We start from the raw sequence: 23,371 nt of genomic DNA, 5'->3' as shown, positions 1-23,371 counted from the left end.
ACAAGTGTCGCGAGCAAAAATTAACTTCATTAAACTTAATCAAGAAGAGCTATCTGCCAAGATAGCTCTTTTAGTTTCTGAGACCAGCCGAGTGATCTTCTGGAAAACGGCCCCTCGTTATTACGAAGGGAAAGCTTTCCTGTTTGATGTCCGTCAAAGAAAGACTTATCTGACAGTCAGCGATTGCAACATCCATTTAAGGCTAAGTGGAGAGCGCATTTGCTTGAATTTCTCCATCAATGACATCGACTATTTCCTTAGAGGAAAAGTGGTTGAACAAGATGAAGGCAATCTGCAGATGGTGGTGGAGCTTGAAGAGCATTGCTTCCGTGTGGAAAAGAGAAGTCGTGAAAGGCTTCTGACTTATCCGGTATATGAAGTCTATGCTTATTTGAAATACGCCAAGAATCCAGCAACCAATGTAGTGTTCTTTAATAAAAAAGAGCAACAGAGCCGCGATTTTTTCTCCGAGATTGATAACCTCCAGAAAAATAGAATTCAGTCGCTGACTTCTGATCTTCACCTCGGTGAAAGTGAAGACTTGGTAGGCTTTCGCGTAGAAGACCTTTCTTCATCAGGATTGAGCTTTTTTGCTAATACAAAAGAGAAAGAAAATATTCTGGATGCTTTAGGTGACGGAAAGTTCTCTTTGGTTTTAAATTTTGAAATGCAGGTTTTTAACCTGGAAGAAGCAAGCATCGTTTATAAGATCAATTATATCAATTCGCAGTTCTCAGGTGTGCCGATGTATAAAATCGGAATCACTTTTAAGGCCAGTCCAAGTTTAAAGAGAAAAATTGAAGATCATTCAGGTATTACTGTAGACCTGGTGGATTATCAAAAAGAGTTTGAAGAGTTTATAAAAAATGAATAAGAATTTTTACCTCCTTCCAATTTTACTGGTGACATTGATCTCCTGTAGTGGGATGGGGAAAAAAGGCGCTGTTTCTAAACTTCCTTCAGAAGACGGAGCTTTTAGTTATACGGATAAAAACGGGGAGTTTTCTGTCCGTATCTCTGCAGGGCTCGATAAAGATAACAAGAATTTTTCAACGAAGCGAGTGATGGAGATCCCCAACCGCCAAAAGGATAAAATCCTTGAGCAAAGCGTGGCCATTTCGACTCTGGGGTCAGTGAAAAAAAATATCATATTGAGACCAAAAATTTCCCAATACAACGTCTGGTTTGATGGAAAGAAATACGCTTCTGAACTTAAGATTAACGCCGCAAAAAAGGCCATCGATCTTAAGATGACCAGCCCTGAATCTCAATGGAATGGAACAAAACAAGTCAAGTTTCCGACTACAAAGATGCTTCCGTGCTTTTTTTCACAGGTCATCGAGTGTGCTAAGGTTTCAGGTTTTATTTCCAAAGCTTCTGATAAAAAATCTGGTAGCACAAAGATGCTGGTGATCTGGGAAGGTTACCCCTATCTCAACGAAACCTTCAGTGATTTTCCAAGTGAGCTTTTTTCTGAAGCTGTACTTGAATATGATGGCAAAACCAAAGAATCTGAGAGAAGATTTAATTTAAGAGTTGCCGGGCAATCAATTTTCTACATTTTAAATGATAAGGACGTCATGATTAAAATGTTTTGGGTTAGCCAGGGGATCTCGATGGTGAGCAAATCGGTCGCCAAAGAAACTTCAGCAGAGGACGGGGGAAGTTTTGAGTAGATTCATTGAAAAAATTCTGTACGCAGCGCTGACTATCTTCGTTGCGCTGACGACAATCTTTTTTGTCATCCGTATGTCTCCGGGAGATCCTGTTGAGACGGTCCTTGGTCAAAAAGCGACTCAAGAAGAAATCATGAAATTAAAAAGCCAGCTTGGTCTGGACCTGCCGATGTCTGCTCAGTACAAGGCCTACTTAAAAGGCCTTACTAAAGGAGACATGGGAAAAACAATCTTTGGAAACAAAGATGTAAAAGAGCTTTTGAAGGAAAGAATGAAGCCAACAATTACGCTGGCCTCTATTTCAGTCACTTTGGCCGCAATCGTTGGGATTTTTCTGGGGATTCTTGCTGGCTATAAAAAGAACAGAAGCTTTGATAAGTTCTCTCGTTTGATCTCTTTATTTGCTCTCTCGTTTCCAATTTTCTCTCTAGCACCTTTAATGGTTCTTTTATTCTCAATTAAGTTTAACTGGTTTCCTGTTTCAGAATGGGGAACACTTAAACATATGTTTCTGCCAATCGTGACTTTAGTTATTCCTCTGAGTGCAGTTGTTATGCGCGTGACGAGAAATAAATACCTGGAAGAAGTTCACTCTCAATGGGTTATGGTGACGAGATCAAAAGGTCTCAACGAAGTCGCCATCCTTCTTCGCGTTTTAAAGGTTTGTCTTCCGACGATCCTGAACGTTGTTTCAATTCAGCTTTCAGTTGTTATCGCCGGAACAATGATCACTGAAACTATTTTTGATATTCCAGGAATGGGATCACTTCTTTTTGATGGAATTCAAAACCGCGATTACCCAATCGTCCAGGCCGTGATTGTATACTCAACTTTAACCTACATGGTGATCTACTTCGTTATCGATTTCGTTAACGAGAAGCTGGATCCAAGAACCCAGAGTTAGGAGAGTCCATGAGTCTACAAAGAAAATTTACTAAAGAAATGAAGTGGGGACTTGGAGTTCTCTCTCTCTATATTATTTGGGCCTTATCGTGGTTTGTTTATAAATACACAATTAAAGGAACTTTCCTAAAGCCTTACACGCCAGAGCTCGATATGAAACAAGAGCTGGCAATGCCTATGACTAAAGGACTTGTTTTAGGGGCAGACTTACTGGGCCGCTCACTGCTTGAAGTTCTTTCTGCTGGATTAACATACTCGCTGACTCTTTCAATGTTAGTGACAATCATCACGGCTTCAATTGGAATCCTGATGGGGTATATGGCCGTGAAAGCGCCGAGCTGGTTTAAGCTTGGGTTTGACCTGGCGATCAACTTAGTTTTTATTTTTCCGAGCATCCTGATTGCAATTATGATTATGGCCGTCACAGGTCAATCAATGAAAGGTCTGATCTTTGCCATGATCATTACCGGGTGGCCTGGTTATGCCAAGATTGCCCGCGGTGAGGCTAAGAGAGTTTTATCTCTGACCTATGTTGAAGGAGCACGCGCGATCGGAATTGGTGAAGTGAGAATGTTTTTTACGATTATTATTCCGGCCATTTTACCGGTGATGATCGTTAACATGGTTCTGGGAATCAGTGGTGTTATCATCAGTGAAGCTTCACTTGGATTCTTAGGTCTTGGGGGAAGCCCTTACTCGTGGGGAGCAATGCTTTCTGCTGCAAAAACTGTTTTATTAGAAGCACCTCACATCGCCATGATTTTATCAGTGACGATGGCAGGTTTAATTATTGGTTTAAATTTATTCGGTGATGGTCTTCGCGATTATCTCGATCCAAATAAAGGTTAATTATGAATCAACTTGGGCAACTTGTTTTTACCGGATTAAGCGGTTTAACACTGACGGATGAAGAAAAAAAATTCATCGAAAAAGAAGATATCGGTGGAGTTATTCTTTTTTCTAAGAACTATGAATCGCCTGCTCAGCTTGCTGAATTGGTTAACAGCATTCAGGTTTTAAGAAAAGAGTATCCTCTTTTTATCTGTACCGATCACGAAGGTGGAAGAGTAGTGAGATTTAAAACTCACTTCACTCAGTTTCCTCCAATGCTGGAAATTGCTAAACTCGATTCGCCAAAACTTGTTTTTGAAGTGGCAACAATCATGGCCGAAGAGCTGCTTGCCTGTGGTATCAACCTGAACCTGGCACCAGTTTGTGATATTTGGAATAACGACCAAAACAAAGTTATCTGGGATAGAGCTTTCGGGACAGATCATGAAACTGTATCGAAATTTATTTCTTCAATGATCCGTGGATTTGAAACTAATCATTTAATGTCTTGTGCGAAACACTTCCCGGGACATGGCAATACATTAAAAGATTCTCACTATGATCTTCCAATTGTTAAAAAGCCTTTAGAAGAAATTAGAAACGAAGAACTTCAGCCATTTATCAAGGCCGTAAAAGCGCGTGTTGATATGATCATGATGGCACACATTATTGTTGAAGATATTGACCCTGATCTTCCATGTTCACTTTCTCCAAAAGCTCACGCGCTTTTAAGAAATGAACTGAAGTATAAAGGATTGATCCTTTCAGATGATATGCAGATGGGAGCGATCACTGCTCACCGTGGAACAGGTGAAGCGGCGATGATGGCCATCAGAGCAGGAAGCGATTTAGTCGAGTATAGAGACATGTCGGAAGCGGTTTTAGGTCTTGAAGGCCTGAAAAAAGCTCAAAAAGACAAAACGATTAAAGCGGCAGACTTCGCTGATCGTTTAACGAGAATCAGTGAAGCTAAAAAAGCTTACTTTACTGAATATAAGCCAATCTATGTTCCAGATTTAGAGAAAAAGTTCAGCCGCAAACAAAACCAGCTTTTTGTTGAAGACCTAAAAAAGAAAATCGCAGAAAAGAGTAACAGAGCTTAAGGCTCTGTTACTACCGGACAATATTTCCACATCACCAATGCATCGCTCAGGATTTTGTTTTATCTGATATCATTAACTTATGATGGAGATAGAATGACCAGGGCCCTGATAGGACTTTCAATTTTTCTGTTCATATTTAGTTCAGGCAACTTGAAGGCGATTGAATTTAGCGACCTTACACAAGATCAAAAATTTGAGCTTTATAATGAGTCGTGTGAAAAAGAGCAGTTTGCAAACTGCTATCAAGTTGCGCATTGGTATCTTCAAAATAAACGTCTCGATCCAATTGATGAGCGCGCAACACGCGAAGAAATCAATCAGCTAAAAGAGAAACGCAAAAAAGTTAAGCTCGAAAATTTTGATAATGAAATCTCTGATGAGGAGATGACAAGACTTAAGGAATTAACAGCCAAACTCATTTCGGAAAATCAGGAAAAACTCAGCCAGGTAAAAGCAAAAGAAGCTCTTCAGCGCGCCTGTGGTGGTGGAGAGAAAATCGCTTGTAAAGAATTGAGCGGAAAGCTGGAATACGAAGGGGCATCTCTTCTTTATTATACAGCTCTTGCTTTAATTGGACTTGCTGTTTTCTTGGTTGCTAAAACAATTTTCCAGGATGAAGACCAGTTCCAGGCCCAGGAAAAACTAGATGATAATAAAACTCAACTAGACGATATCGCTCGCCATGGTGTTGTTCTTCGTTACTCTCGTCCTTTCTTTAAACGTTACTTCAGTCCGATTGTATCTGGAATGAAGAATAGAAAAACATTTAAAGATAAATACCGCAGAAAACTTGCAGCTGCAGGTCTAACCAGTGTTTTAACCCCGGAAGATTTTTTTGCTTTTAAGCTCTTCTTGATTCTTGGGTTCCCAATTCTTTTTATGGTGGTGAGAACTTTCCTGGAAGAGACGTGGCCCTTAACTTTGATTCCAGTCATTGCGTTTATTGGTTTCTTTTACCCGGATTTTTGGATTAAAGGAAAGATTCAACAAAGACAAAAAGACATTATTAGTGCGATGCCATTTTGCGTGGATATGCTGGCCCTTTCAGTTGAAGCCGGTCTGGATTTTATTGCGGCGATGACAAAAGTTATCGAGAAAGCAAAGGCTAACCCTTTGACTGAAGAATTTGAGATTCTTATTAAAGAAATTAAAATCGGGGCAAGCCGTGCTGAAGCTTTAAGAAACCTGGCATGGAGAATTGATTTGATTCAGATCTCTTCATTTGCCGCGACTTTAATTGCTGCTGACTCAGTCGGGGCTTCAATTGGGCCGATCTTAAAGGCACTTTCAGTTGAGATCAGACAGAAAAAATCTTCTGAAGTAGAAAAGGCCGGGGCAACCGCGGCGACAAAAATTCTTTTTCCAATGCTCTTTTTAATTGTTCCGTCGGTTCTGATGATTGTATTCGCTCCGATTGTCATGGAGGCGTTGGCTGGAAGATAAATTTTATAAACTAAAAATGAAATCAGGTGAAATCATTTGCAACAAGATGATGATTGCCGAGAATTTTTTTTCGAGATTGAAAGGGTTGATGTTTTCAGCGGAGCTTCCGGAGTGTGATGGCTTTTTGATTAGGCCATGCAATTCGATTCATACGTTTTTTATGCGTTATTCGCTGGACATTATTTTTCTTGATCAGAATTTTAATATCGTAAAAGTTCTTTATGACTTAAGTCCCTGGAGAATGACCTGGATCTATTTTAGGTCTTACCAGGTGTTGGAGATGAAGGCAGGAACATTGAAGAAGGGCCTTCAGCCGGGAGAAAAACTAGAGGCAGTATGTATAAGTTAGTCGTTGTCGGTGGAAAATTAAGAGGACAGGAATTCGTTCTAAAGAGCGGAGAAAACGTACTGGGAAGAGATCCTGGGTGCGATATTCATTTCCCTGTTGAAGGTGTGTCGAAAAAGCACATGGGAGTGACTGTTGCTGATGACGTTATCTATGTAAATGATTTAGGAAGTGCCAACGGTACATTCTTAAATGGAAGAATTGTCAAAAAGGCGAGCATCAAGAGCGGCGATAAAATCGGTCTACCGAATTCTATTCTTCAGCTGGTCTATGTTCAGGAAAAGAAAGTCGTTGTTAAGAAGAAAGTTGCTGTTCAGCGCGAGCGTGAAGAAAGTTTAGATGAGCTTTTGAGTGGGGGGACTCCTCCAGATAATTTAGTTGGAAAGATTTTTTGGTTATTTAAATATAAGTTCATGCCACTGCTTCACGGAATTAACCAGGAGTATGAATGGCGTATTCTTTTAGCGATTATGACGGCGGCCTTTGCTCTTGTCACGATCACTTTGACGATTGGCCCGGTTCTTCAGGATTCAAAAAACGTTCTGATGAATGAGATCCGTATTCGTGGAACTCACTATGCTGATGAGATCAGTCGTACAAACACGAAGGCCCTTGAACAAAAGGCTCTGGAGCGCGTTGATACATCATTTTTGGATGGAGCGGGACAAGATGGGGTTGAGTCTTATGAGCTAATCGATTTAGATGGACGTGTACTAAGACCTATTTCTCGTTTGAATGAATATACTAACGATACTGTTTCTATTCAGATTAAAGAATGGTTCTCGAACCCAAAAAATAAAAACATCAAGGACGCGAGGATTCTGCCACTTGAAGGTGGAAAGATCGGGATTGGAAAGCAGATCTTTGTTTACGATCCAAAAACAGGAACACAAGAGCCGGTAGGGATTATTGCAATTCGTTTTGCTCCAACAACACTGACGGCAGAAGCTTCAAAGAGCACAAGACTTTATCTTGAGTCAGTTGTTACTTCACTGCTTGTGGGGATTTTATTCTTCGGAGTTGTGTACTACTTAACACTGAGACCAATAGAAGAATTGCGTATTCAGATTGAAGAAGGTCTTCGCGGGCGCAGAAGAAGTGTAGAAAGTAAGCTTCTTTTTGAAGAAATGAATCCCGTGAGAAATGCCATAAATACAGGGCTGCAACGTATCCGTGAATTACAGCGTGATGAAAGCGACATCAGTGCGGATGATTTAGAAAGTGATGACGCTTACGTTAATACCCTGTTGGAATTCATGCGCGGGGCTCAAGGGCCAGTCATTGTCCTGAACTCGGCCAAAAATCTGGTGAAAATCAACACTCCAGCTGAAGATGTCTGCGGTATCAGGCAGTCAATGTCTGAAGGGATGAATATTTTAGATATTACTAAAGAGCGTGGATTTGCAGCAACACTGATTGAATTATGTGACAACTCGGCCAACAATTCGGGTCTTTCACAGGAAGGAAACTATGAACTGCAAGGAAAACCATACAGTATTCACGTGAATTCACTGATGGGGAAAGATGGATTTGCCAAAGGCTTTTATATTGCCTTTGTTTTGGATAATTAATGGCAGCAAACGTTAAGATCACAACAGAGCTTAAAGCACCTGGCGATGTCGGGACACATCACCGTTTGCTCTGTATGACAGGACCGAATAAAGGCAATGCTTATTTCCTGACGGGAAAAAGAATTATCATTGGCCGCGGTGACAATGCTGATATCCAGATTGTTGATACAAAGATTTCCAGAGAGCACGCTGAGCTTGCGATGGCCGAAGGTGTTTATACGATTACTGATTTAGGAGCGCAAAACGGAGTTATCGTTAACGATGCTAAAGTTAAGCAAAAAAAGCTCGTAGACGGAGAGAAGGTTGTTATTGGGCAGACTGTTTTTAGGTACAACATTTTTGTTGTCAGTCAGTCTGCAGAAATGATGCTGGCAGAAGCAACCCCTGATTCACCGATTGCTAAAGAAATTAAAAAAGGTGTGAAAGTTAAAGTTCCTACGAGAAATGCCAAAGGCAATTTTGAAGAGGAATTTAAAACGGAAAAGATTACTGATACAAAAGTAAACAGTAAAACCCGTTTTATGGTTATTGGGATTGTGTTACTTGCATTAGCTTTTGTTCTCTTTGGAGGAAACGACACTCCTAATACACCAAAGGGTGTGATTAAGACGGATAAGAGTCCAGATGCTGATATCTTCAATGAAACAATGGCCCCAAAGGCCAGTAAAGATGATCCGGATACCAGAAAAAAACTGGAAGCTTTAATCCATAGTGGGAGAAGAGAATTCAGGGAAGGGAATTATTTTAGAGCGATGGAAGAATTTAGACTTGCCCTTCTTTTAAGTCCAGGAAACGGACAGGCGAGTTTCTATCTTTCAAAAGCAAAACAAAGACTGGATGATGAAATCACCAAGAACTTTGAAAAAGGAACGCAGGAGCAAGACTCGAAGAAATACCAGGCAGCGATTGTTTCTTTCTGTGGAGTTGTTCAGTTAATTAAAGAGTATCCTAACGACGAAAGATATAAGAATGCGATGTTAAAAATTAGTGCAATCGAATCATCGCTAGGAATGGAGAAAGGTGAAATTAAGTGTTTTGAAGAGAAATCAGCCGATTCAGGAAATTGATTTAGGCAAAGATGTTCTCGCGCATGATTATTCAGAAACCATTTTTTTGATCGGACGGTCAAAAGACTGCCACATTGTCCTCGATGATAAAAAGATCTCGAGAGAGCACGCTCGTATCATTCATAAGAGCGGCAAGTGGTTTATTGAAAAAACAAATCCAGATAATGCCTGCCAGATTAATGGTGATGATTTTGAAAGACATGAACTGGAGACCGGTGATGTTTTCACTGCCGAGTCTTTCAGTGTAACAGTTCTAAGTGACGGGACAGAAGCAACTGGAGTGACAACTCAGAAGGAAGCTCCTGTCGTTGAACCAAAAGTAGAAGAAGCGCTGGCCGCTCCCGTAGTGCAAAAAGAAGAAGCACCAGTGCCGATGGCACCTGCCAAAACTGCAAAATCCAATGCTACAGCTACAGATTTAAATATCCAACAGATGGATACTGTTGATTCATCAGTTCATTTTGACCAGGATTCTACTAAAGAGATTGGACTGGATGAGATGGTGGAGTCTTCAGGTGAAGAATCTGAATTTCAGGATCAGCCAGAAGATGACCTGGATTTATCATTAGGTGGAACTCCACGCTCTGAAGATGCCAGCACGATAACTTCTCAAGAGACAGATGCTGATTTTGTTATCGCAGAAAATGATTCGGGAGAAGCGCCGTTAGAAGACGAGAACATGTCTTACTCTCTGGAAAATATCGACGGTGGAAGTGATGATGAAAGTACAAAAGTTATCCAAACTTTTGCTTCCGTTTATCTGGAGCTCTTCGGAGACACTGCTCCTTATGACCGCTACATTATTGAAAACGAAAAGACGTTTATCGGACGTGATCCAAGTAAGTGTCAGATCGTTTTAAATGATTCAGAGGTTTCAACTGTTCACGCAGTTATCACTAAAAATAATATTATGTTGAGCCTCGAAGATTTAAATTCTTCAAACGGTACTCTTCATAAAGGTGACCGCATCAATAAGGTCATGTTGAGTCACAACGATGAATTCGTTATTGGCGGTGTAACTTTCACTGTTAAGATCAGATCGGAATTCTTAAAAGAAGAAAGTGCAACTCTGATGGCCGTTGATGAAAATCAAACGGTTGAAGTTGAAGAGGTTGTTGAAGAGGAACTGGAAGAAGGCGAGCAGCTCGATGCTTTAGGTGAAGCCGTTTCAGCTGAGCCTGAAGAAAAATCAATTATCAAGCGCATCCTAAAAGATGAGCAAAAGAGAAAGAAAGCGCTTTATATTATCGTCGCACTTGCAGCCGCCTGGTTTTTGTTTGGAGATGAACAAACAACGGCTCCGGTTAAAGAGACGAAAAAGGCTCCGGCGAAAAAAGCAATTAATAGTCCTGTGACTAAAGTATCGCAGAAGAATTTATCTGAAGAACAAAAGCGCGCGCTCTCTGCCCAGTACGAGATTGGAAAGTCTCACTTTCAGGAAGGCCGTTACCGTGAAGCTTTAACTGAGTTACAGAAAGTTGCAGCAGTTGACCCCAATTTCAACTCAAACCTTCAATCACTCATAGCTCTTTCAAAAGAAGGGTTGGGTAAAATTGAAGAGGCCGAAAAAGAAAGACAGGCCAAGCTTGCAGCTGCAGAGAAAAAAGCGAAAGTTACAGCTCTTTTAGAGAAGGCCCGCGAATACACTAAAGATAGAAGAGTGGATTTAGCGACATCAACTTTCAATGAAATTACCCAGCTTGATCCGGAAAACTTTGAAGTCTCAAAGATGAAGATGGAGCTAGACGATTGGCAGAGAGAAAAACAAAGAAAAGAGCTGGAAGAGGCCCAGAAGAAAAAAGACCGCGATGACAAAGTTGAGAAACTAAAACCAGCGCGTACCCTTTTCTTACAAAATGAATGGTTCAGGGCCATTGGTAAACTGGAAGACTTCTTGCGTATTAAAGATATGGATGACGATTTGACAACTGAGGCGACAGAAATGCTAAAGAAGTCAAAAGATGAGTTGAACTCAGCGGTCGCTCCATTGATTGGGAAAGCCAAGTCACTACTTGAAGGTCAGGACTTAAAAGGTGCTTATGAGGTTTATCAGCAGATTCTTAGAATCGAGCCTTCAAACTCAGAAGCCCTCAACCAGGTTGGAGATATCAGAGAGCAGTTGGCAACCAGAGCAAGAAAGATTTACCGTGAAGCGATTATTGCTGAATCATTGAGTTTATTCCAGGATGCCAAAGAGAAGTTCCAGGAAGTTCAGCAGATTTCTCCGGTGGATAGTGACTACTATAAAAAAGCGACGGAAAAACTTAAAGATTATCTGGAATAGACTATGATTGAATTAAAAAGTTATGGCATGCAGACACATCAAGGACCACATTTAAATCTTAATGAAGATTTGGTGGAAGCTGATCTGGTGAATAATCTTTTTATGGTGGTCGATGGATTTGGCGGATCAAATATTGGCGACCGAGTGGCGATGATGGTGAGAGACAGCTTGAAGAGGTCTTACACAAAAATTGCGATTGACCCGGAAGCGACGTTGCCTTTTTTTTATAGCCATAAATATCTTATTGAAGGCAATGCCCTGATCAATGCGTTTCATACGGCCCACCAAAATGTTAACCGCGACAATGAACAAAAGAGTATGGACAATCGCGGAGGCGCTTCGGTAATTGCCGCTGCCTTGGCCGAAAATATTTTAACTTTGGTTTCGACAGGTAACTGCGTAGCTTACTTATACCGCAAAGGTCATTTGACAGTTGAAGTCCTGCCGGACTCTTTGGCGAGTTTAAGCCGAGACACTTTTCAATCGCATCTTCATTCAGTGCCTATGAGTGGGATTGGTCTTTTTGAAGATCTTCACTATAACGTGCGTGAATTAAAAGTGACGGAAGGTGATTTAGTGGTCCTACTGACTGACGGAGCTTACTCACGTTTAAGCGCAGATGAGATTAAATATACAATTGAAAAGAACTTAGAAAGTGAAATGGAGGCCATCAAGGAACTGTTTCGCTTATCCAATGACCGCGGAAATCTCGACAATCAATCAGCAATGATTCTTCAGTTTTAATACGCGAGTGAATTAGTTGGTTAACGTTCTCAAAATAAGTTGCTTAACAAGCTGATTTAGTTGAGAATAGTTACATAAGAGGATGAATATGACATCAAGAGTTTTGGTTGCAGACGACAGTTTAACGATTCAAAAAGTTATCGGCATTACACTGGCAAACAGTGGGTACGAACTTGTTGAGTGCATGAATGAAGAAGAACTGTTTAGAAAAATTCAATCAAATCATTTCGATCTTATCCTTTTAGACTTCAATCTCTCAGATTCAAGATCTGGTTACGAACTTTCAAAACAAATCAACAACGTTATGCCTGGAGCTGCGATCATCGTTATGCTTGGGACATTCGACACGATTGATGAAGGACAGTTCGCTTCGTGCGGGATCTCAGACAAAATTGTAAAGCCATTTGAAAGCAGCAAGTTCATCAAGAAGTGCCGCGATCTGCTTGAAGGAGTGAGACCAACTCCAGCTCCTGTTGTAGAAACAAAACAAGAAGAGACTTCGGAAAAATCAGATGACCTGGATCTTTGGACTGTTGATGCTCCAAAGATGTCAGCAAAAGACGAAGAGCCGACTGAGCCAGCATACGGACAAACAGAAGCAACAAGTTTAGATCCACTTTCGAGTGAAATCGAAGGATGGGGATTTGCCGCATCTAATAGCCTGGAAGAAAAATTCCAAAAATCTTTCCCGCCAGTTATTGAAGAAACACCGGAAGACAGACACGTTCTTGAAAGACTGCAAACCTCTTCAAGCTTCGTGCAGGAAGAAAGTGCATTTGATGAAGATGAAACAGATCCATCATTTGAAGTTCCTGAGGATTTAAACCGCAATCTATTAACTGAAATCGATGACGAGATTTCAGCTGAAGCTTTCTGGGCCGTTGATGAAGTGGTTCCGGTTAAAGCTGAAGAGTACGCCGATATTCTTTCAACAAATCTTGATGAAGTAACAGCAGACCTTACGGAAACTGTTCAGAACTTTAAAGAGAGTGAAGCAAAAGCTGCTTCAAAAGTTATCGAGTCACCACAAGGTGGCGACACAATCATTCACATGGATCAAGATGAGTTAGTTGAAAAACTAAAAATCTCTCTTCGTCCAATGATCGAAGAAATGGTTAGAGAGTTCTGCCGTCAAAATGCAGAGAAGGTTGCATGGGAAGTGATTCCTGATCTTGCAGAAAACCTGATTCGCAAAGAAATCAAAGAAATTTCGGATTCAGTTCAGCACTAAGCTTTGCCTAAGATTTTAAGTGAGCTGGATAAGAACGCTTTTACGTTGCCGTTGATTTCAACGAGGGCTTCACCGTTTTGTCCGATGCCCATGAATTTGCCTTCAAAGTTAAATCCATCATCGTCAATGTCGACCATGTGGCCGATGTGAAAGCATGCCTGAAGAAAGCGCACTTGCATTTCTTGAGCGCTTTGAACGCGATTGTTTAAAATATAGGAATAGAGTTTCGCTGGAATCGTTTTTTTATCTTCCTCAGAGAGTTTTAAATCAGAAACATTCCCCAGTCCATGTTTGTAATGTTCGGGAGCATTCGATGAAGGAAGTGAACCGAGATTTAATCCAAGGCCTGCAATCACAGTCTCACTGTCGATATACTGGGCGAGAATCCCACCACATTTTTTCCCTTCAGCTGTTAAAAGATCATTGGGCCATTTCAGAAAAATAGAAACGCCGTATTCTTGTTTTAAAAATTCTGAAGTGAGTACACCGATTTCAATTGGAGTGAGTGTCGGAACCAGATTTGGTTTCATGGTGAAACTCATGGCGATAGCGTTTGCATAGGAATCCCACTGGCTTCCTTTGCGTCCAATTCCAAGAGTTTGCTCACTGGCACTGATAAGGATTTCGCTGTCGTGACTAAGAAGATCGACGAGATTATCCTTCAGATAAATCTGAGTGGAGTGAATTGAATTAAAATGCGTATGATACATTGTAATTTAGTCTTTTTCCGGCTTAAAATGTGACCTAAAACTAACTCAAAGGAAAAATAATGTCATCTTTTGCTAACCTTATTTCCCGCACGCAACCAAGAAAAATTCAATACACTGTAAATCCTAACCCTTATGCGAAAGGATCAGTTATTGTCGAGTGCGGTAATACTAAAGTTTACGTGACAGTAACTGTAGATGAAGGTGTGCCTCCATTCTTAAAAGGTAAAGGCGAAGGATGGCTGACTGCCGAATACTCAATGCTTCCCTCTGCAACACACTCTCGCAACAAGAGAGAAAGAAATGGAGCGAGCGGAAGAACTCAAGAAATCCAAAGATTAATCGGAAGATCGCTGAGATCAGTTATCGATTTAAAGAAACTAGGTGAGCGCACAGTTCAAATCGACTGCGACGTTATGGTGGCAGACGGTGGAACAAGAACAACATCTATCTCAGGAGCTTACGTTGCTCTTTCATTAGCAATGAAAAAACTTATTGCTGAAGGACTTTTAAAAGAAAGCCCATTAACTGATCAGTTAGCAGCTATCAGCGTAGGGATCAATAAAGAAGGAAAGGCGATTGCCGATCTTAACTACGAAGAAGACTCAAGCTGTGAAACAGATATGAACATCGTTATGACGAGCTCTGGAAAATTCGTTGAAATCCAGGGGACGGCAGAAGGTGCACCTTTTTCACACGACCAAATGCTTGCGCTTATTGATTGCGCGAAAGAATCACTGAAGACTGTGTTTGCAAAACAAAATGAGATTTTAGCCTAATGGAATTACTACTCGCTTCAGGAAATGCCCATAAAGCAGAAGAGTTCTCAGAACTCTTTGACCCAAAAATTTTAGTGGTGAAGGCCGCTCCTGAAAAAATAGATGTAGTCGAAGATGGATCAACTTATTTTGAGAACGCTCTTCTTAAAGCAAAAGCGTATTACGACAAGTTTAAAGTGCCCGTGATCGCTGATGACTCCGGCCTTAACGTGCAAAGCATGCCCAATGAATTAGGGCTTCATTCGGCCCGTTTCGGCGGTCCTGGACTCACTGACCGCGAGCGCGCAGAACTTCTGCTTAAAAAAATGGATGGGGTAAGTGAGCGCGAAGCTTACTTTAGCTGCGTTCTTTGTGTGTACTTCAGCGAAAAAGAGATCTTTTACTTTGAAGGCCGCCTAAATGGCAGCATCGGGTACAGCTATCGAGGCTCAACAGGTTTTGGTTATGACCCGGTCTTTATCCCGACTGATAAGGCCGAAGAAGGTCTTACAGTCGCGGAACTACATGAATGGAAACAGAAAAACTCCCATCGTGCGGTTGCCTCGGCTTTGCTTTCAAAGTTCCTGGCCCAAAGAAATTAGAAAAAATCTTTGCCAATTAATGTTTCATGCCATATATATGGAGCCTATCTTTTTTGATTTTCTAAACGTCGGAGCGTAGCGCAGTTTGGTAGCGCATCTGCTTTGGGAGCAGAGGGTCGGAGGTTCGAATCCTCTCGCTCCGACCATTTAGAAATCTCTTTTTTTCTTTATGACTAATCAACAATCTTTAAAACAATGGCTGCCCTCACTAGGTTTGGGTTTTGCTGGATTTATTTTCGTTACGACGGAATTTATTCCCGTCGGCCTTCTTCCTGAGATCGCGGAAGGAATCCAAAAAAGTGAAGCTTTCATTGGGCTGATGATGACCATCTATGCCTGGATCGTAGCGACGATGTCGCTTCCGATGACGGTATGGAGTGCAAACTTTAACCGCAGAAAACTTCTTCTCACTCTTCTGGTTTTATTTATTCTGGCCCATGTGATTGCGATGAATGCCACTAACTTTCCAGTGCTCATGCTCTCACGTGTTGTCGTCGCTCTCTTGCATTCTATTTTCTGGTCGATCACTATTCCTCTAGCAGTGAGAGTGGCCCCACCGGGAAAAGAAACGCAGTCACTCGCTCTTGTTTCAACAACGACAACTTTAGGAAGTATTTTGGGAATTCCACTCGGAACTTCTATTGGGCAGATCTTTGGATGGCGCTGGGCCTTTGGTTCAATTGGTATGGGGGCCCTGATTGTTTTATGTAGTCTTTATAAAACTTTTCCCAACCTAAAAAGCCAAAACTCAGGGAATTTTAAAAGTGTTCCTGGCCTTTTTAAAAACAAAGTTATTGTTCTTATTTACCTGGTAACAGCAATCTCTATCACTGGGCATTTTACAGCATTCACCTATATCAAACCGTACTTAAGAACGATCGGGCATTACACTCCAAACAATATTGTCTTCATTCTCTTTGTGTTTGGTTGCTCGGGAATTATTGGAAGTCTTATTGGAGGAAAAGCACTCGCTTCTTCTCTAAGAAAACCTCTCTTGATTGCTTTGGCGATTATGGGAGTCAGCTTACTTCTGTGGAATCTACTTACATTTTCAATTGTCACTCTGGCCGCTCTTGCTCTTTTCTGGGGAGCTTCGATGTCAGTCATGGGACTTGTTTTTCAAACGGCGATTGTTTCTTCGGCCCCAGAGGCCCAGGATGTCGCAGTCTCACTTTATTCGGGAATCTTCAATATTGGGATTGGTTCAGGTGCTTTGATAGGCAGTTTAGCGTCGGTTAATTACCTGGGAAGTGTCGGGTATCTAGGCGCGGGATTTCTTTTATTGTCGCTCTTAATCAGCCTGGCAATTCCTTTTCATCAAGTCAAAAAGACATTTGGCGGGGACGTTTCTTTTCATTAAAATAGCTGAAGGCAAACCTCTTATCAGTGAGATGTTTTATGTCAGCTTTTACCTATACGAATTGTCAAAAATGCCATGCGACCAACAAGGTCAGCAGCGAAAAAATTAAAACGGCGAAAGCTGTTTGTGGCAAATGTGGAAACCCTCTTTTATTTCATCATCATGTTTCGGAAGTCGATAGCATCGGCATGGGAAAATTGATTTCTCAGTCAACACTACCAGTTGTTGTCGATTACTGGGCCCCGTGGTGTGGGCCGTGTAGAGCTTTTGCTCCAACCTATGAAAAAGCGTCTGAAGAGTTTGCAGGAAGAGTGGTTTTTGCCAAGGTAAATACAGAAAATTTTCCTGATGTTTCCTCTCAGCTCAACATTCGTGGAATCCCTACATTGATTGTGTTTAAGAATGGAAAAGAGGTCCAGAGAATTTCAGGAGCACTTCCGCCTGATCAGTTTTCAAGATGGCTTTCTGCTTATATTTAAATTAACCAAGGTTACTTATGTCGCGTAAAAAAATTCCCGGAACAAGCTTTGAAGTTAACAACATTTTTTGCATTGGCAGAAACTATGCCGAACACGCCAAAGAATTAAATAACCCCGTGCCAGCTTCACCGGTTGTGTTTATTAAACCTACATCATCCATCTGCTACAGCGGGGAAAACCTGATTCTGCCCAAGACTTCAAACCGCGTTGACCACGAGGTGGAAATCGTCCTGGTCGTTGGGAAGGGAGGGAAAGATATCCCGGCTTCTGAAGCATCTAAACATATTTCTCACCTGGGGATAGGCCTTGATTTCACCGCACGCGACCTGCAGGATAAAGCGAAAGAAAAATCTCTTCCATGGAGTATCGCTAAAGGCTTCGACACTTTTGCGGCCATTGGGGAATTTAGCGCTTTTTCCGGCCATGAGTCAGAGCTTAAAAACCTCACTTTTTCATTGGAAGTAAATGGAGAAATCCGCCAGAAAGGAACCTCAGAAAACATGATTTTCTCAATTCCTACGCTTGTAAGTTACTTATCTTCCGTGTTTACGCTTTCGGAAGGAGACCTGATTTTCACTGGGACGCCAGAGGGGGTTGGAGTCTTAAAAGAAGGGGATAAAATCGCAGCGAAACTAGGAAATGGAAAACCTCTATTGCTAGGTGTCCAAAAGGCCCAATAAAAGCCTAGAAGTTGCAGCACGTCTTCTGCTCAAAAATTCATCATTTTCCCTCTGAAAATGGACATCTTACATTGTCTTAATTCACCGTTTTTGTCGTGTACTAAACAAGTGTTTTATGACACATTAATCGCTACACACATAACAACACACAGCAAAGGATTACGCCTGTGAAGTTAAAGAGACTAATTCTCCAAGGTTTTAAATCATTTAAAGACCGTCAGGTCATTCATTTCGACGAAGGAATTACTGGTATCGTTGGGCCAAACGGCTGCGGTAAATCAAACGTCGTTGACGCCCTTTTCTGGGTAATGGGTGAGCAGTCTGCAAAGCACTTACGTGGTTCAACAATGAAAGACGTTATCTTTGCCGGGTCATCAAAATACACTCCAGCATCATTTGCCGAAGTTTCTCTTGTTCTTGAAAACGATGATGGAAAACACATTCACATTGGTAACCAGGTTTCTTCGCCAACTGAAATTCAGTTAACAAGAAAACTTTATAGAAACGGTGAAACAGAATACCGTATCAACGATATGCCTTGTCGTCTTCGCGATATCCAGGAAGTTTTCATGGATACAGGAGCTGGGGCAAAGTCATACTCGATTATCGCTCAAGGGGAAATCCACCGACTGGTAAACCAAAAACCAGAAGAGCGTCGTGTAATGATCGAAGAGGTTGCAGGGATCACGAAATTCAAAGTGAGAAAAAAAGAATCACTTAAGAAAATCGAAGCGACAGAGCAAAACCTTGCTCGTCTAAACGATCTACAACAAGAAATCGAAAAGAACCTTAAAGCGCTTGAGAAGCAGGCTGAAAAAGCTGAGCGTGCTCGCGATCTTAAAGAAAAAGTTCAACGTTACGATTTGATCGTTCACTCTCATAAAGAGTTCGACCTTCTTAAAAACTACAAAGAAGGAAAAACGATTGTCGATGCGCGTGCGGAAGAAATCGAAAACCTTTCTGCTAGAAAATCAGTTCTGGAAATCGGACTTGAAGAAGAACGTTTCAGAAAAGATGAAGAAACAGAAAAAATTGAAGAACTACAAAAAGAATACAACGTTATTTCAAAAGAGCTTGCAGCCGCTGAAGAACGCTTGGTTTACCTGTGCAAAACTCAATCAGAAAAAGAAAAGCTCATTGAAACTCGCGAAAAAGAAATTGAATCAGTTAATCATGAATTAGCTGGCCGTCTTGAGAAATTATCTCAACTTCAAACTGAACTTGAAGTTTGGGAGAAAAAAGGTGAAGAAGACAATGACTTCGCTCTTCTTGAAGAAAGAGTAGAGCACCTTAAAGAAGAGCTTGAATTCAAAACTCAGAGCTTTAATGATCTTCGCGATGAAATCGAAGCTGAAAAAGATTCATTCAATAAAATTGACCAGGAGCTTTTCAGAAATACATCTCGCCTTGAAGAGTACTCAAATCAACTTCAAGACTTAACAAAAGAAATTGAAGCTCTTGAAGCTCAATACTCTGGAGTTAACACTCAGATAGTAGCTGAAAGAGAAGCGGTGGCAACTGCTGAAAAAACAGCAGTAGAGCTAAAAGAAAAAGAAACGGCCCTGCGTTCGACAATCGATGCTAATAGTGCTCAAGTAAGAGAACTGGAGCAGAACTTCACTGCAAAATCAAAAACACTTATCCAGACTGATTCTAAGCTTCAGTCTTTAATTGAAATCAATCGTTCTCTTGAAGGGAAAAAAGATGGTATTTCAGCATTCTTAAAGGACCATGCAGAAGGTTTCTCGCTTCTTGGAACGTTGATTAAGTGTGATGAGAAATACACAAAAGCGACTCAAACGCTTTTAGCTGAATTTATGGAAACTCTGGTTGCAACAGCTGACGCTGATAGTGACCTGTTTACATGGATTGAAACTAACTCAAAAAATCTTGATTACTTAAAAATGACAAACGCAGATAAACTTTCAGTTGAAACTGTGTCTCGTCTAAAACTTTCTCTAGGGGATGACCTGGTGGCTTTAGCTGATATCCTGGAAATGGATGCAGCTCTAAAAAACAAAATGTCGTCTTTCCTTGATGGATACTTTATTGCGACAACTCTTCCGACTGACGTGATGAACTCACTTTCAGCTGAGATCCGTTTCAAAGCGATCACTGACCTGAGTGGGGAAAGAAAGCTCGCGAACCTTCAAGGTGCAAAACTAGTTTCTATCCAGACAGGGTCTGATGAAGCTCAAGGTTTTGTTGCAAGAAACAATACAATCGCTGAATTAAAAGTTGTCGTAGCTGACCTTCAAACAGAAGTCGCTGAACTTGAAGTTCGTGCGAATACAGAAAGAGAAGCACTAGAAATAGCTAAAGGAGAGTTCGATGCTCTTCGCGACCAGGCTGCAGAAGCACGTGCTCAACACGCAGCTAAGAAGTCTGCACTAGATGCAAAACTAGCAAGCTTTGAATCAGGATTTACTCGTCTTGAAATTCTAAAAAACAGAAAGAATGAGATTTCAAAATCTCGTTTGGATATGATCGAGTCTGAAGAAAAACTCTCTCGTAAGAAAGAAGAGTTCCATTCAGTATTAGAAGAAAAAACAGCTCGTTTTGAAGAGCTACAAGAGGAAGTGGAAATCCAAAGATCTTCTTTCGAAGAGGAGAGATCAACTCTTCTTCAAAAGCAAGTTGAAGCAAAATCATTTGAGTCGACTCTAAAGAGCTTAAACTCTCAGATTGAAGACTTAAACGGTCAGATCGAGCGTTTAAATCAGCGTCTGGAGTCTAATAAAACTTTAGTTGAAACTTACAATACAGAAATTGATCAGATCATTCTTGAGCTTGAAAACCTTGAAGCTTCTAACAAAGAAACGTCAACAGTTCTAAGCGACAAAGAAGATGTTCTGAATCTTCTAAAAGACAGCCTTGGACAACTTCTTCTTTCAATGAAAGACAGAGAAGATGAAGTGAAAGAGATCTCTTCAAAGATCAACAAGAATCAAAGAGAGATCACAGAATTTGAAGTTAAGCTTTCTCAATACATTATTGAAGAAGAGCAAAACACAAGAAACATTTTCGAGAAATACCAGATTGATCTTCGCGATGTTCTTGGCAAGTTCCTTTCATATGAAGAAAGTGACTACACAGATCTTAAAGATGTTAACTCTATGTTCTGGATGGAAACAGAAGAAGGTCTTAAAGAAATCGAAAGAAAAGAATTCGAATTCGTACGCCGTTACGGACAAGATCTTAAAGAGTGTTCTGAGAAACTTAAGAATTACAGACAAGAATTTGGTCGCTTAGGTGATATCAACTGGCAGGCCATCGAAGATTACGATCGTCAGAAGCTTCGTGCTGATTTCTTAAAGATTCAGGAGACTGAACTTAAATCATCACTTGATGACCTTCAAAAAGCGATTGCTCACATTGATGAAAAATCGAAAGCACGCTTTAATACTGCTTTTGAAGAAGTTCAGTCGCGCTTCCAAAAAGTATTCCCGATTATCTTCGGTGGTGGATCAGCAGATCTACGTATCGTTGGAAACATTGATGATCCGGAATGCGGAATCGAAATCGTGGCGCAACCACCTGGTAAGAAAATGCAGAACATCAACTTGATGTCTGGTGGTGAGAAGGCAATGACAGCGGTAAGTTTAGTATTCTCTATCTTCCTTGTTAAACCATCTCCGTTCTGTCTTCTGGATGAGGTTGATGCTCCTCTTGATGATGCTAACGTTGGACGTTTCAACGAGCTTCTAAGAGAAATGAGCAGTGACTCTCAGTTTATTCTTATTACTCACAATAAGAAGACTATGGAGCTTAACGACACTCTTTACGGTGTTACAATGCAAGAGCCAGGGGTTTCAAAGGCCGTTTCGGTTCAGCTACACTAAACAAAGTAAAAACCTTGAGGGCCTCTTCGGAGGCCCTTTTTTTTGGGAAAATTTATGGAACGCCCGTCTTTCATCGGAAACTACAAAGATCTTTTTGGCCCTGACGATTCTCATTATGAAGGAGATTCCGAGTTGATGAGTATTGGGGCACCGGTTGGAAAATTATTGGGTCTGCAGAAAATTGGTATTCATATTGAACTAATCCATCCGGGGCGAAGAACTTCATGGCCTCATGCAGAAAGTGCAGAAGAGGAGTTCGCCTTCGTGCTTGAGGGGCATCCTGACGTCTGGATCAACGGAGTCTTACATCCATTGGTGCCGGGAGATTTTGTAGCTTTTCCCGCGGGTACTGGAATTGCTCACACTTTTTTGAATAACACAGACAAAAATGTATTATTATTAGTTGGTGGTGAAAGACCGAAAAAAGAAAACAAGATCATTTACCCGCTAAACTCAGAGGCCAATGAAAAGCGCAAGGCTTTAGGCGATTTCTGGGAAGACTGTCCGAAACAAACATTAGGGTCCCATGATGGCAAGGCCCGCAAAAATACCAAGGTTGTGGAATGAAAAAGTTAATCCTCGCAGCAGCAGTTGTTTTTTCCTCTGGTCTGTATGCCCAGACTGATTTTTCAGCTGTTTTAATTAAAGATTTAAATGTCCTTTCAATCAGTGTAGCTGATGATGGTTTGATTACTCCTTTTGAGGCCGGAGAACTTTGGGCCTCAATGAAAGGAGTTGAGCAAAGAAAATATATCGATCAGGAAGGTTTCAATATGGAGTGTGATGCTTTAAGAAATCACGCTAATGAAATCTATGGATCGTGCACTTTCAATATCCCAATGAACTCTTTCCAGAAGGTAGGAGAGGTTCAGGTTTTCAAACTTAAAGGAACTGCGGCAGCTCGTTTAAACCGTTATTTCAATGATAGCGCTTACGTCTCTATTCAAGGCGGAAGAGTTTATCTAAACTCATACAATACTAAACGCGAATTCTATTTTGGAATTCATGACAGCCTGATTAAGAGATAAGAGCAATGAGAAAAAATAAACTTTGGTTTAGAAGAAAAACTTACGGATGGGGATGGACTCCAATCACTTGGGAAGGATGGTTTGTCACTCTTCTTGTAGTTGTCATTCCTATTGCAATCCGCCTGACTTTAAAAGCATTAGAAGTGGAAAGAAGCACTCAGTATTTTTATGCATGGGCATCAGTACCTATTCTTTTAATGGGGCTGACAATGATTTGTTTCCGCTATGGAGAGAAACCAAAATGGCAGTGGGGTGTAAAGAGAGTAAAGATGGCCCACTTGGACCTTGCGGTTTCAAATTATAAAGAAAGCGTGCGTTTTTACGACTCTGTTCTTTTAAGCCTGGGCTGGGAAAAAATCGTCAGCCGCATTGACCATACGACTTATACTGACGGGACGATGAAAATTATCCTTTATCCAGTGGCCATGGAGTCAAAACCTGCTTCACCAAAACAACTGGCATTTTACGCTGAAACGAAAGAAATCGTAGATGATTTCTACCGTGAAATTATCCAGAAGAATAATATGGAAACTGTAAAGAGCTCAGGGCCATCGGGTGACAACCATTATTACTCCGTTCTTTTTTCTGGCCCGGATAAATTGATTTTAGAAGTGGTGTATTCGCCTTTCTATGTTGATAAAGAATTCAGTCTCAACAATCTTGAAAACAACTTTGATCCATACGCTTAATTTAAAAAAGGCTCCTTCGGGAGCCTT

General features: G+C 41.0%; 22 protein-coding genes and 1 tRNA gene. 22 read left to right on the top strand and 1 reads right to left on the bottom strand.

Annotation, left to right across the window (positions count from 1 at the left end):
• Window positions 1-4: 4 nt before the first annotated feature.
• From AC6JA8_RS17740 to AC6JA8_RS17685, 12 genes are all read left to right on the top strand, one after another.
• The gene (locus AC6JA8_RS17740) at window positions 5-874 is read left to right on the top strand and encodes a hypothetical protein (protein WP_497974996.1); all 870 of its coding nucleotides are present in this window, start codon (window positions 5-7) and stop codon (window positions 872-874) included.
• Entirely contained in the window at window positions 867-1,676 is an 810-nt protein-coding gene (locus AC6JA8_RS17735; protein ID WP_497974995.1) for a hypothetical protein, read from the top strand. Before AC6JA8_RS17740 ends, AC6JA8_RS17735 begins: the two co-directional genes overlap by 8 nt.
• Window positions 1,669-2,580, top strand: a complete 912-nt coding sequence (locus AC6JA8_RS17730; protein WP_497974994.1) for an ABC transporter permease — start codon at window positions 1,669-1,671, stop codon at window positions 2,578-2,580. Before AC6JA8_RS17735 ends, AC6JA8_RS17730 begins: the two co-directional genes overlap by 8 nt.
• 8 nt (window positions 2,581-2,588) lie before the next feature.
• Complete coding sequence (locus AC6JA8_RS17725) at window positions 2,589-3,428, top strand: ABC transporter permease (protein WP_497974993.1); 840 nt, start codon at window positions 2,589-2,591, stop codon at window positions 3,426-3,428.
• Window positions 3,429-3,430: 2 nt separating this feature from the next.
• Window positions 3,431-4,513: a beta-N-acetylhexosaminidase gene (gene nagZ, locus AC6JA8_RS17720; RefSeq protein ID WP_497974992.1), complete on the top strand. Its 1,083-nt coding sequence runs from the start codon at window positions 3,431-3,433 to the stop codon at window positions 4,511-4,513.
• Between the two features lie 93 nt (window positions 4,514-4,606).
• Window positions 4,607-5,956: a type II secretion system F family protein gene (locus AC6JA8_RS17715; RefSeq protein ID WP_497974991.1), complete on the top strand. Its 1,350-nt coding sequence runs from the start codon at window positions 4,607-4,609 to the stop codon at window positions 5,954-5,956.
• Window positions 5,957-5,972: 16 nt separating this feature from the next.
• A complete protein-coding gene (locus tag AC6JA8_RS17710) occupies window positions 5,973-6,305 on the top strand; it encodes a DUF192 domain-containing protein (protein ID WP_497974990.1) in 333 nt (110 codons plus the stop codon).
• Entirely contained in the window at window positions 6,293-7,873 is a 1,581-nt protein-coding gene (locus AC6JA8_RS17705) for an FHA domain-containing protein (RefSeq protein ID WP_497974989.1), read from the top strand. Before AC6JA8_RS17710 ends, AC6JA8_RS17705 begins: the two co-directional genes overlap by 13 nt.
• Complete coding sequence (locus AC6JA8_RS17700; protein WP_497974988.1) at window positions 7,873-8,940, top strand: FHA domain-containing protein; 1,068 nt, start codon at window positions 7,873-7,875, stop codon at window positions 8,938-8,940. The genes AC6JA8_RS17705 and AC6JA8_RS17700 overlap by 1 nt, the downstream gene beginning before the upstream one ends.
• Window positions 8,894-11,224 (top strand): FHA domain-containing protein, encoded by a 2,331-nt coding sequence (locus tag AC6JA8_RS17695; RefSeq protein ID WP_497974987.1) that lies wholly within the window; start codon window positions 8,894-8,896, stop codon window positions 11,222-11,224. The genes AC6JA8_RS17700 and AC6JA8_RS17695 overlap by 47 nt, the downstream gene beginning before the upstream one ends.
• A gap of 3 nt (window positions 11,225-11,227) precedes the next feature.
• Entirely contained in the window at window positions 11,228-11,968 is a 741-nt protein-coding gene (locus AC6JA8_RS17690; RefSeq protein ID WP_497974986.1) for a PP2C family protein-serine/threonine phosphatase, read from the top strand.
• A gap of 88 nt (window positions 11,969-12,056) precedes the next feature.
• A complete protein-coding gene (locus AC6JA8_RS17685; RefSeq protein WP_497974985.1) occupies window positions 12,057-13,199 on the top strand; it encodes a response regulator in 1,143 nt (380 codons plus the stop codon).
• Here the strand turns inward: AC6JA8_RS17685 and AC6JA8_RS17680 are convergent.
• A complete protein-coding gene (locus AC6JA8_RS17680) occupies window positions 13,196-13,909 on the bottom strand; it encodes a biotin--[acetyl-CoA-carboxylase] ligase (RefSeq protein ID WP_497974984.1) in 714 nt (237 codons plus the stop codon). The genes AC6JA8_RS17685 and AC6JA8_RS17680 overlap by 4 nt on opposite strands.
• A gap of 59 nt (window positions 13,910-13,968) precedes the next feature.
• Here AC6JA8_RS17680 and rph point away from each other — a divergent pair, with 59 nt between their 5' ends.
• The 10 genes from rph (at window position 13,969) to AC6JA8_RS17630 (ending at window position 23,344) form a co-directional block, all read left to right on the top strand.
• Window positions 13,969-14,685 carry a ribonuclease PH gene (gene rph, locus AC6JA8_RS17675; protein WP_102245132.1) on the top strand — a complete coding sequence of 239 codons (717 nt, stop codon included), beginning with the start codon at window positions 13,969-13,971 and terminating at the stop codon, window positions 14,683-14,685.
• Window positions 14,685-15,266, top strand: coding sequence for an RdgB/HAM1 family non-canonical purine NTP pyrophosphatase (rdgB, locus tag AC6JA8_RS17670; protein ID WP_497974983.1), 582 nt, complete (start codon window positions 14,685-14,687; stop codon window positions 15,264-15,266). Before rph ends, rdgB begins: the two co-directional genes overlap by 1 nt.
• A gap of 69 nt (window positions 15,267-15,335) precedes the next feature.
• Window positions 15,336-15,412 (top strand) — tRNA-Pro (locus AC6JA8_RS17665).
• 23 nt (window positions 15,413-15,435) lie between these two features.
• Window positions 15,436-16,626 (top strand): sugar transporter, encoded by a 1,191-nt coding sequence (locus AC6JA8_RS17660; RefSeq protein ID WP_497974982.1) that lies wholly within the window; start codon window positions 15,436-15,438, stop codon window positions 16,624-16,626.
• A 38-nt stretch (window positions 16,627-16,664) separates the two neighbouring features.
• Window positions 16,665-17,105, top strand: a complete 441-nt coding sequence (gene trxC, locus AC6JA8_RS17655; protein ID WP_102245129.1) for a thioredoxin TrxC — start codon at window positions 16,665-16,667, stop codon at window positions 17,103-17,105.
• A 17-nt stretch (window positions 17,106-17,122) separates the two neighbouring features.
• On the top strand, window positions 17,123-17,785 hold the full coding sequence (locus AC6JA8_RS17650) for a fumarylacetoacetate hydrolase family protein (RefSeq protein WP_497974981.1): 663 nt from the start codon (window positions 17,123-17,125) through the stop codon (window positions 17,783-17,785).
• A gap of 167 nt (window positions 17,786-17,952) precedes the next feature.
• On the top strand, window positions 17,953-21,627 hold the full coding sequence (gene smc / locus AC6JA8_RS17645) for a chromosome segregation protein SMC (RefSeq protein WP_497974980.1): 3,675 nt from the start codon (window positions 17,953-17,955) through the stop codon (window positions 21,625-21,627).
• A 54-nt stretch (window positions 21,628-21,681) separates the two neighbouring features.
• Entirely contained in the window at window positions 21,682-22,194 is a 513-nt protein-coding gene (locus tag AC6JA8_RS17640) for a cupin domain-containing protein (protein WP_497974979.1), read from the top strand.
• Entirely contained in the window at window positions 22,191-22,655 is a 465-nt protein-coding gene (locus AC6JA8_RS17635; RefSeq protein ID WP_497974978.1) for a hypothetical protein, read from the top strand. The genes AC6JA8_RS17640 and AC6JA8_RS17635 overlap by 4 nt, the downstream gene beginning before the upstream one ends.
• A 5-nt stretch (window positions 22,656-22,660) precedes the next feature.
• On the top strand, window positions 22,661-23,344 hold the full coding sequence (locus AC6JA8_RS17630; RefSeq protein WP_102245124.1) for a VOC family protein: 684 nt from the start codon (window positions 22,661-22,663) through the stop codon (window positions 23,342-23,344).
• The last annotated feature ends 27 nt before the right edge of the window (window positions 23,345-23,371 follow it).

The organism is Bacteriovorax sp. HI3 (genome assembly GCF_059738875.1).
The sequence above is the reverse complement of the archived record's forward strand: the minus strand, read 5'-3'. Positions and strand labels throughout refer to the sequence as shown.

What these genes read in the sequence shown, in the direction of transcription:
- nagZ (WP_497974992.1), top strand. Translation starts at nt 3,431, where the DNA reads ATGAATCAACTTGGGCAACTTGTTTTTACCGGATTAAGCGGTTTAACA.
- AC6JA8_RS17660 (WP_497974982.1), top strand. Translation starts at nt 15,436, where the DNA reads ATGACTAATCAACAATCTTTAAAACAATGGCTGCCCTCACTAGGTTTG.
- AC6JA8_RS17680 (WP_497974984.1), bottom strand. Translation starts at nt 13,909, where the DNA reads ATGTATCATACGCATTTTAATTCAATTCACTCCACTCAGATTTATCTG.
- rdgB (WP_497974983.1), top strand. Translation starts at nt 14,685, where the DNA reads ATGGAATTACTACTCGCTTCAGGAAATGCCCATAAAGCAGAAGAGTTC.
- AC6JA8_RS17640 (WP_497974979.1), top strand. Translation starts at nt 21,682, where the DNA reads ATGGAACGCCCGTCTTTCATCGGAAACTACAAAGATCTTTTTGGCCCT.
- AC6JA8_RS17700 (WP_497974988.1), top strand. Translation starts at nt 7,873, where the DNA reads ATGGCAGCAAACGTTAAGATCACAACAGAGCTTAAAGCACCTGGCGAT.
- AC6JA8_RS17715 (WP_497974991.1), top strand. Translation starts at nt 4,607, where the DNA reads ATGACCAGGGCCCTGATAGGACTTTCAATTTTTCTGTTCATATTTAGT.
- AC6JA8_RS17710 (WP_497974990.1), top strand. Translation starts at nt 5,973, where the DNA reads ATGAAATCAGGTGAAATCATTTGCAACAAGATGATGATTGCCGAGAAT.
- AC6JA8_RS17705 (WP_497974989.1), top strand. Translation starts at nt 6,293, where the DNA reads ATGTATAAGTTAGTCGTTGTCGGTGGAAAATTAAGAGGACAGGAATTC.
- AC6JA8_RS17685 (WP_497974985.1), top strand. Translation starts at nt 12,057, where the DNA reads ATGACATCAAGAGTTTTGGTTGCAGACGACAGTTTAACGATTCAAAAA.
- AC6JA8_RS17635 (WP_497974978.1), top strand. Translation starts at nt 22,191, where the DNA reads ATGAAAAAGTTAATCCTCGCAGCAGCAGTTGTTTTTTCCTCTGGTCTG.
- rph (WP_102245132.1), top strand. Translation starts at nt 13,969, where the DNA reads ATGTCATCTTTTGCTAACCTTATTTCCCGCACGCAACCAAGAAAAATT.
- AC6JA8_RS17630 (WP_102245124.1), top strand. Translation starts at nt 22,661, where the DNA reads ATGAGAAAAAATAAACTTTGGTTTAGAAGAAAAACTTACGGATGGGGA.
- trxC (WP_102245129.1), top strand. Translation starts at nt 16,665, where the DNA reads ATGTCAGCTTTTACCTATACGAATTGTCAAAAATGCCATGCGACCAAC.
- AC6JA8_RS17690 (WP_497974986.1), top strand. Translation starts at nt 11,228, where the DNA reads ATGATTGAATTAAAAAGTTATGGCATGCAGACACATCAAGGACCACAT.
- AC6JA8_RS17735 (WP_497974995.1), top strand. Translation starts at nt 867, where the DNA reads ATGAATAAGAATTTTTACCTCCTTCCAATTTTACTGGTGACATTGATC.
- AC6JA8_RS17725 (WP_497974993.1), top strand. Translation starts at nt 2,589, where the DNA reads ATGAGTCTACAAAGAAAATTTACTAAAGAAATGAAGTGGGGACTTGGA.
- AC6JA8_RS17650 (WP_497974981.1), top strand. Translation starts at nt 17,123, where the DNA reads ATGTCGCGTAAAAAAATTCCCGGAACAAGCTTTGAAGTTAACAACATT.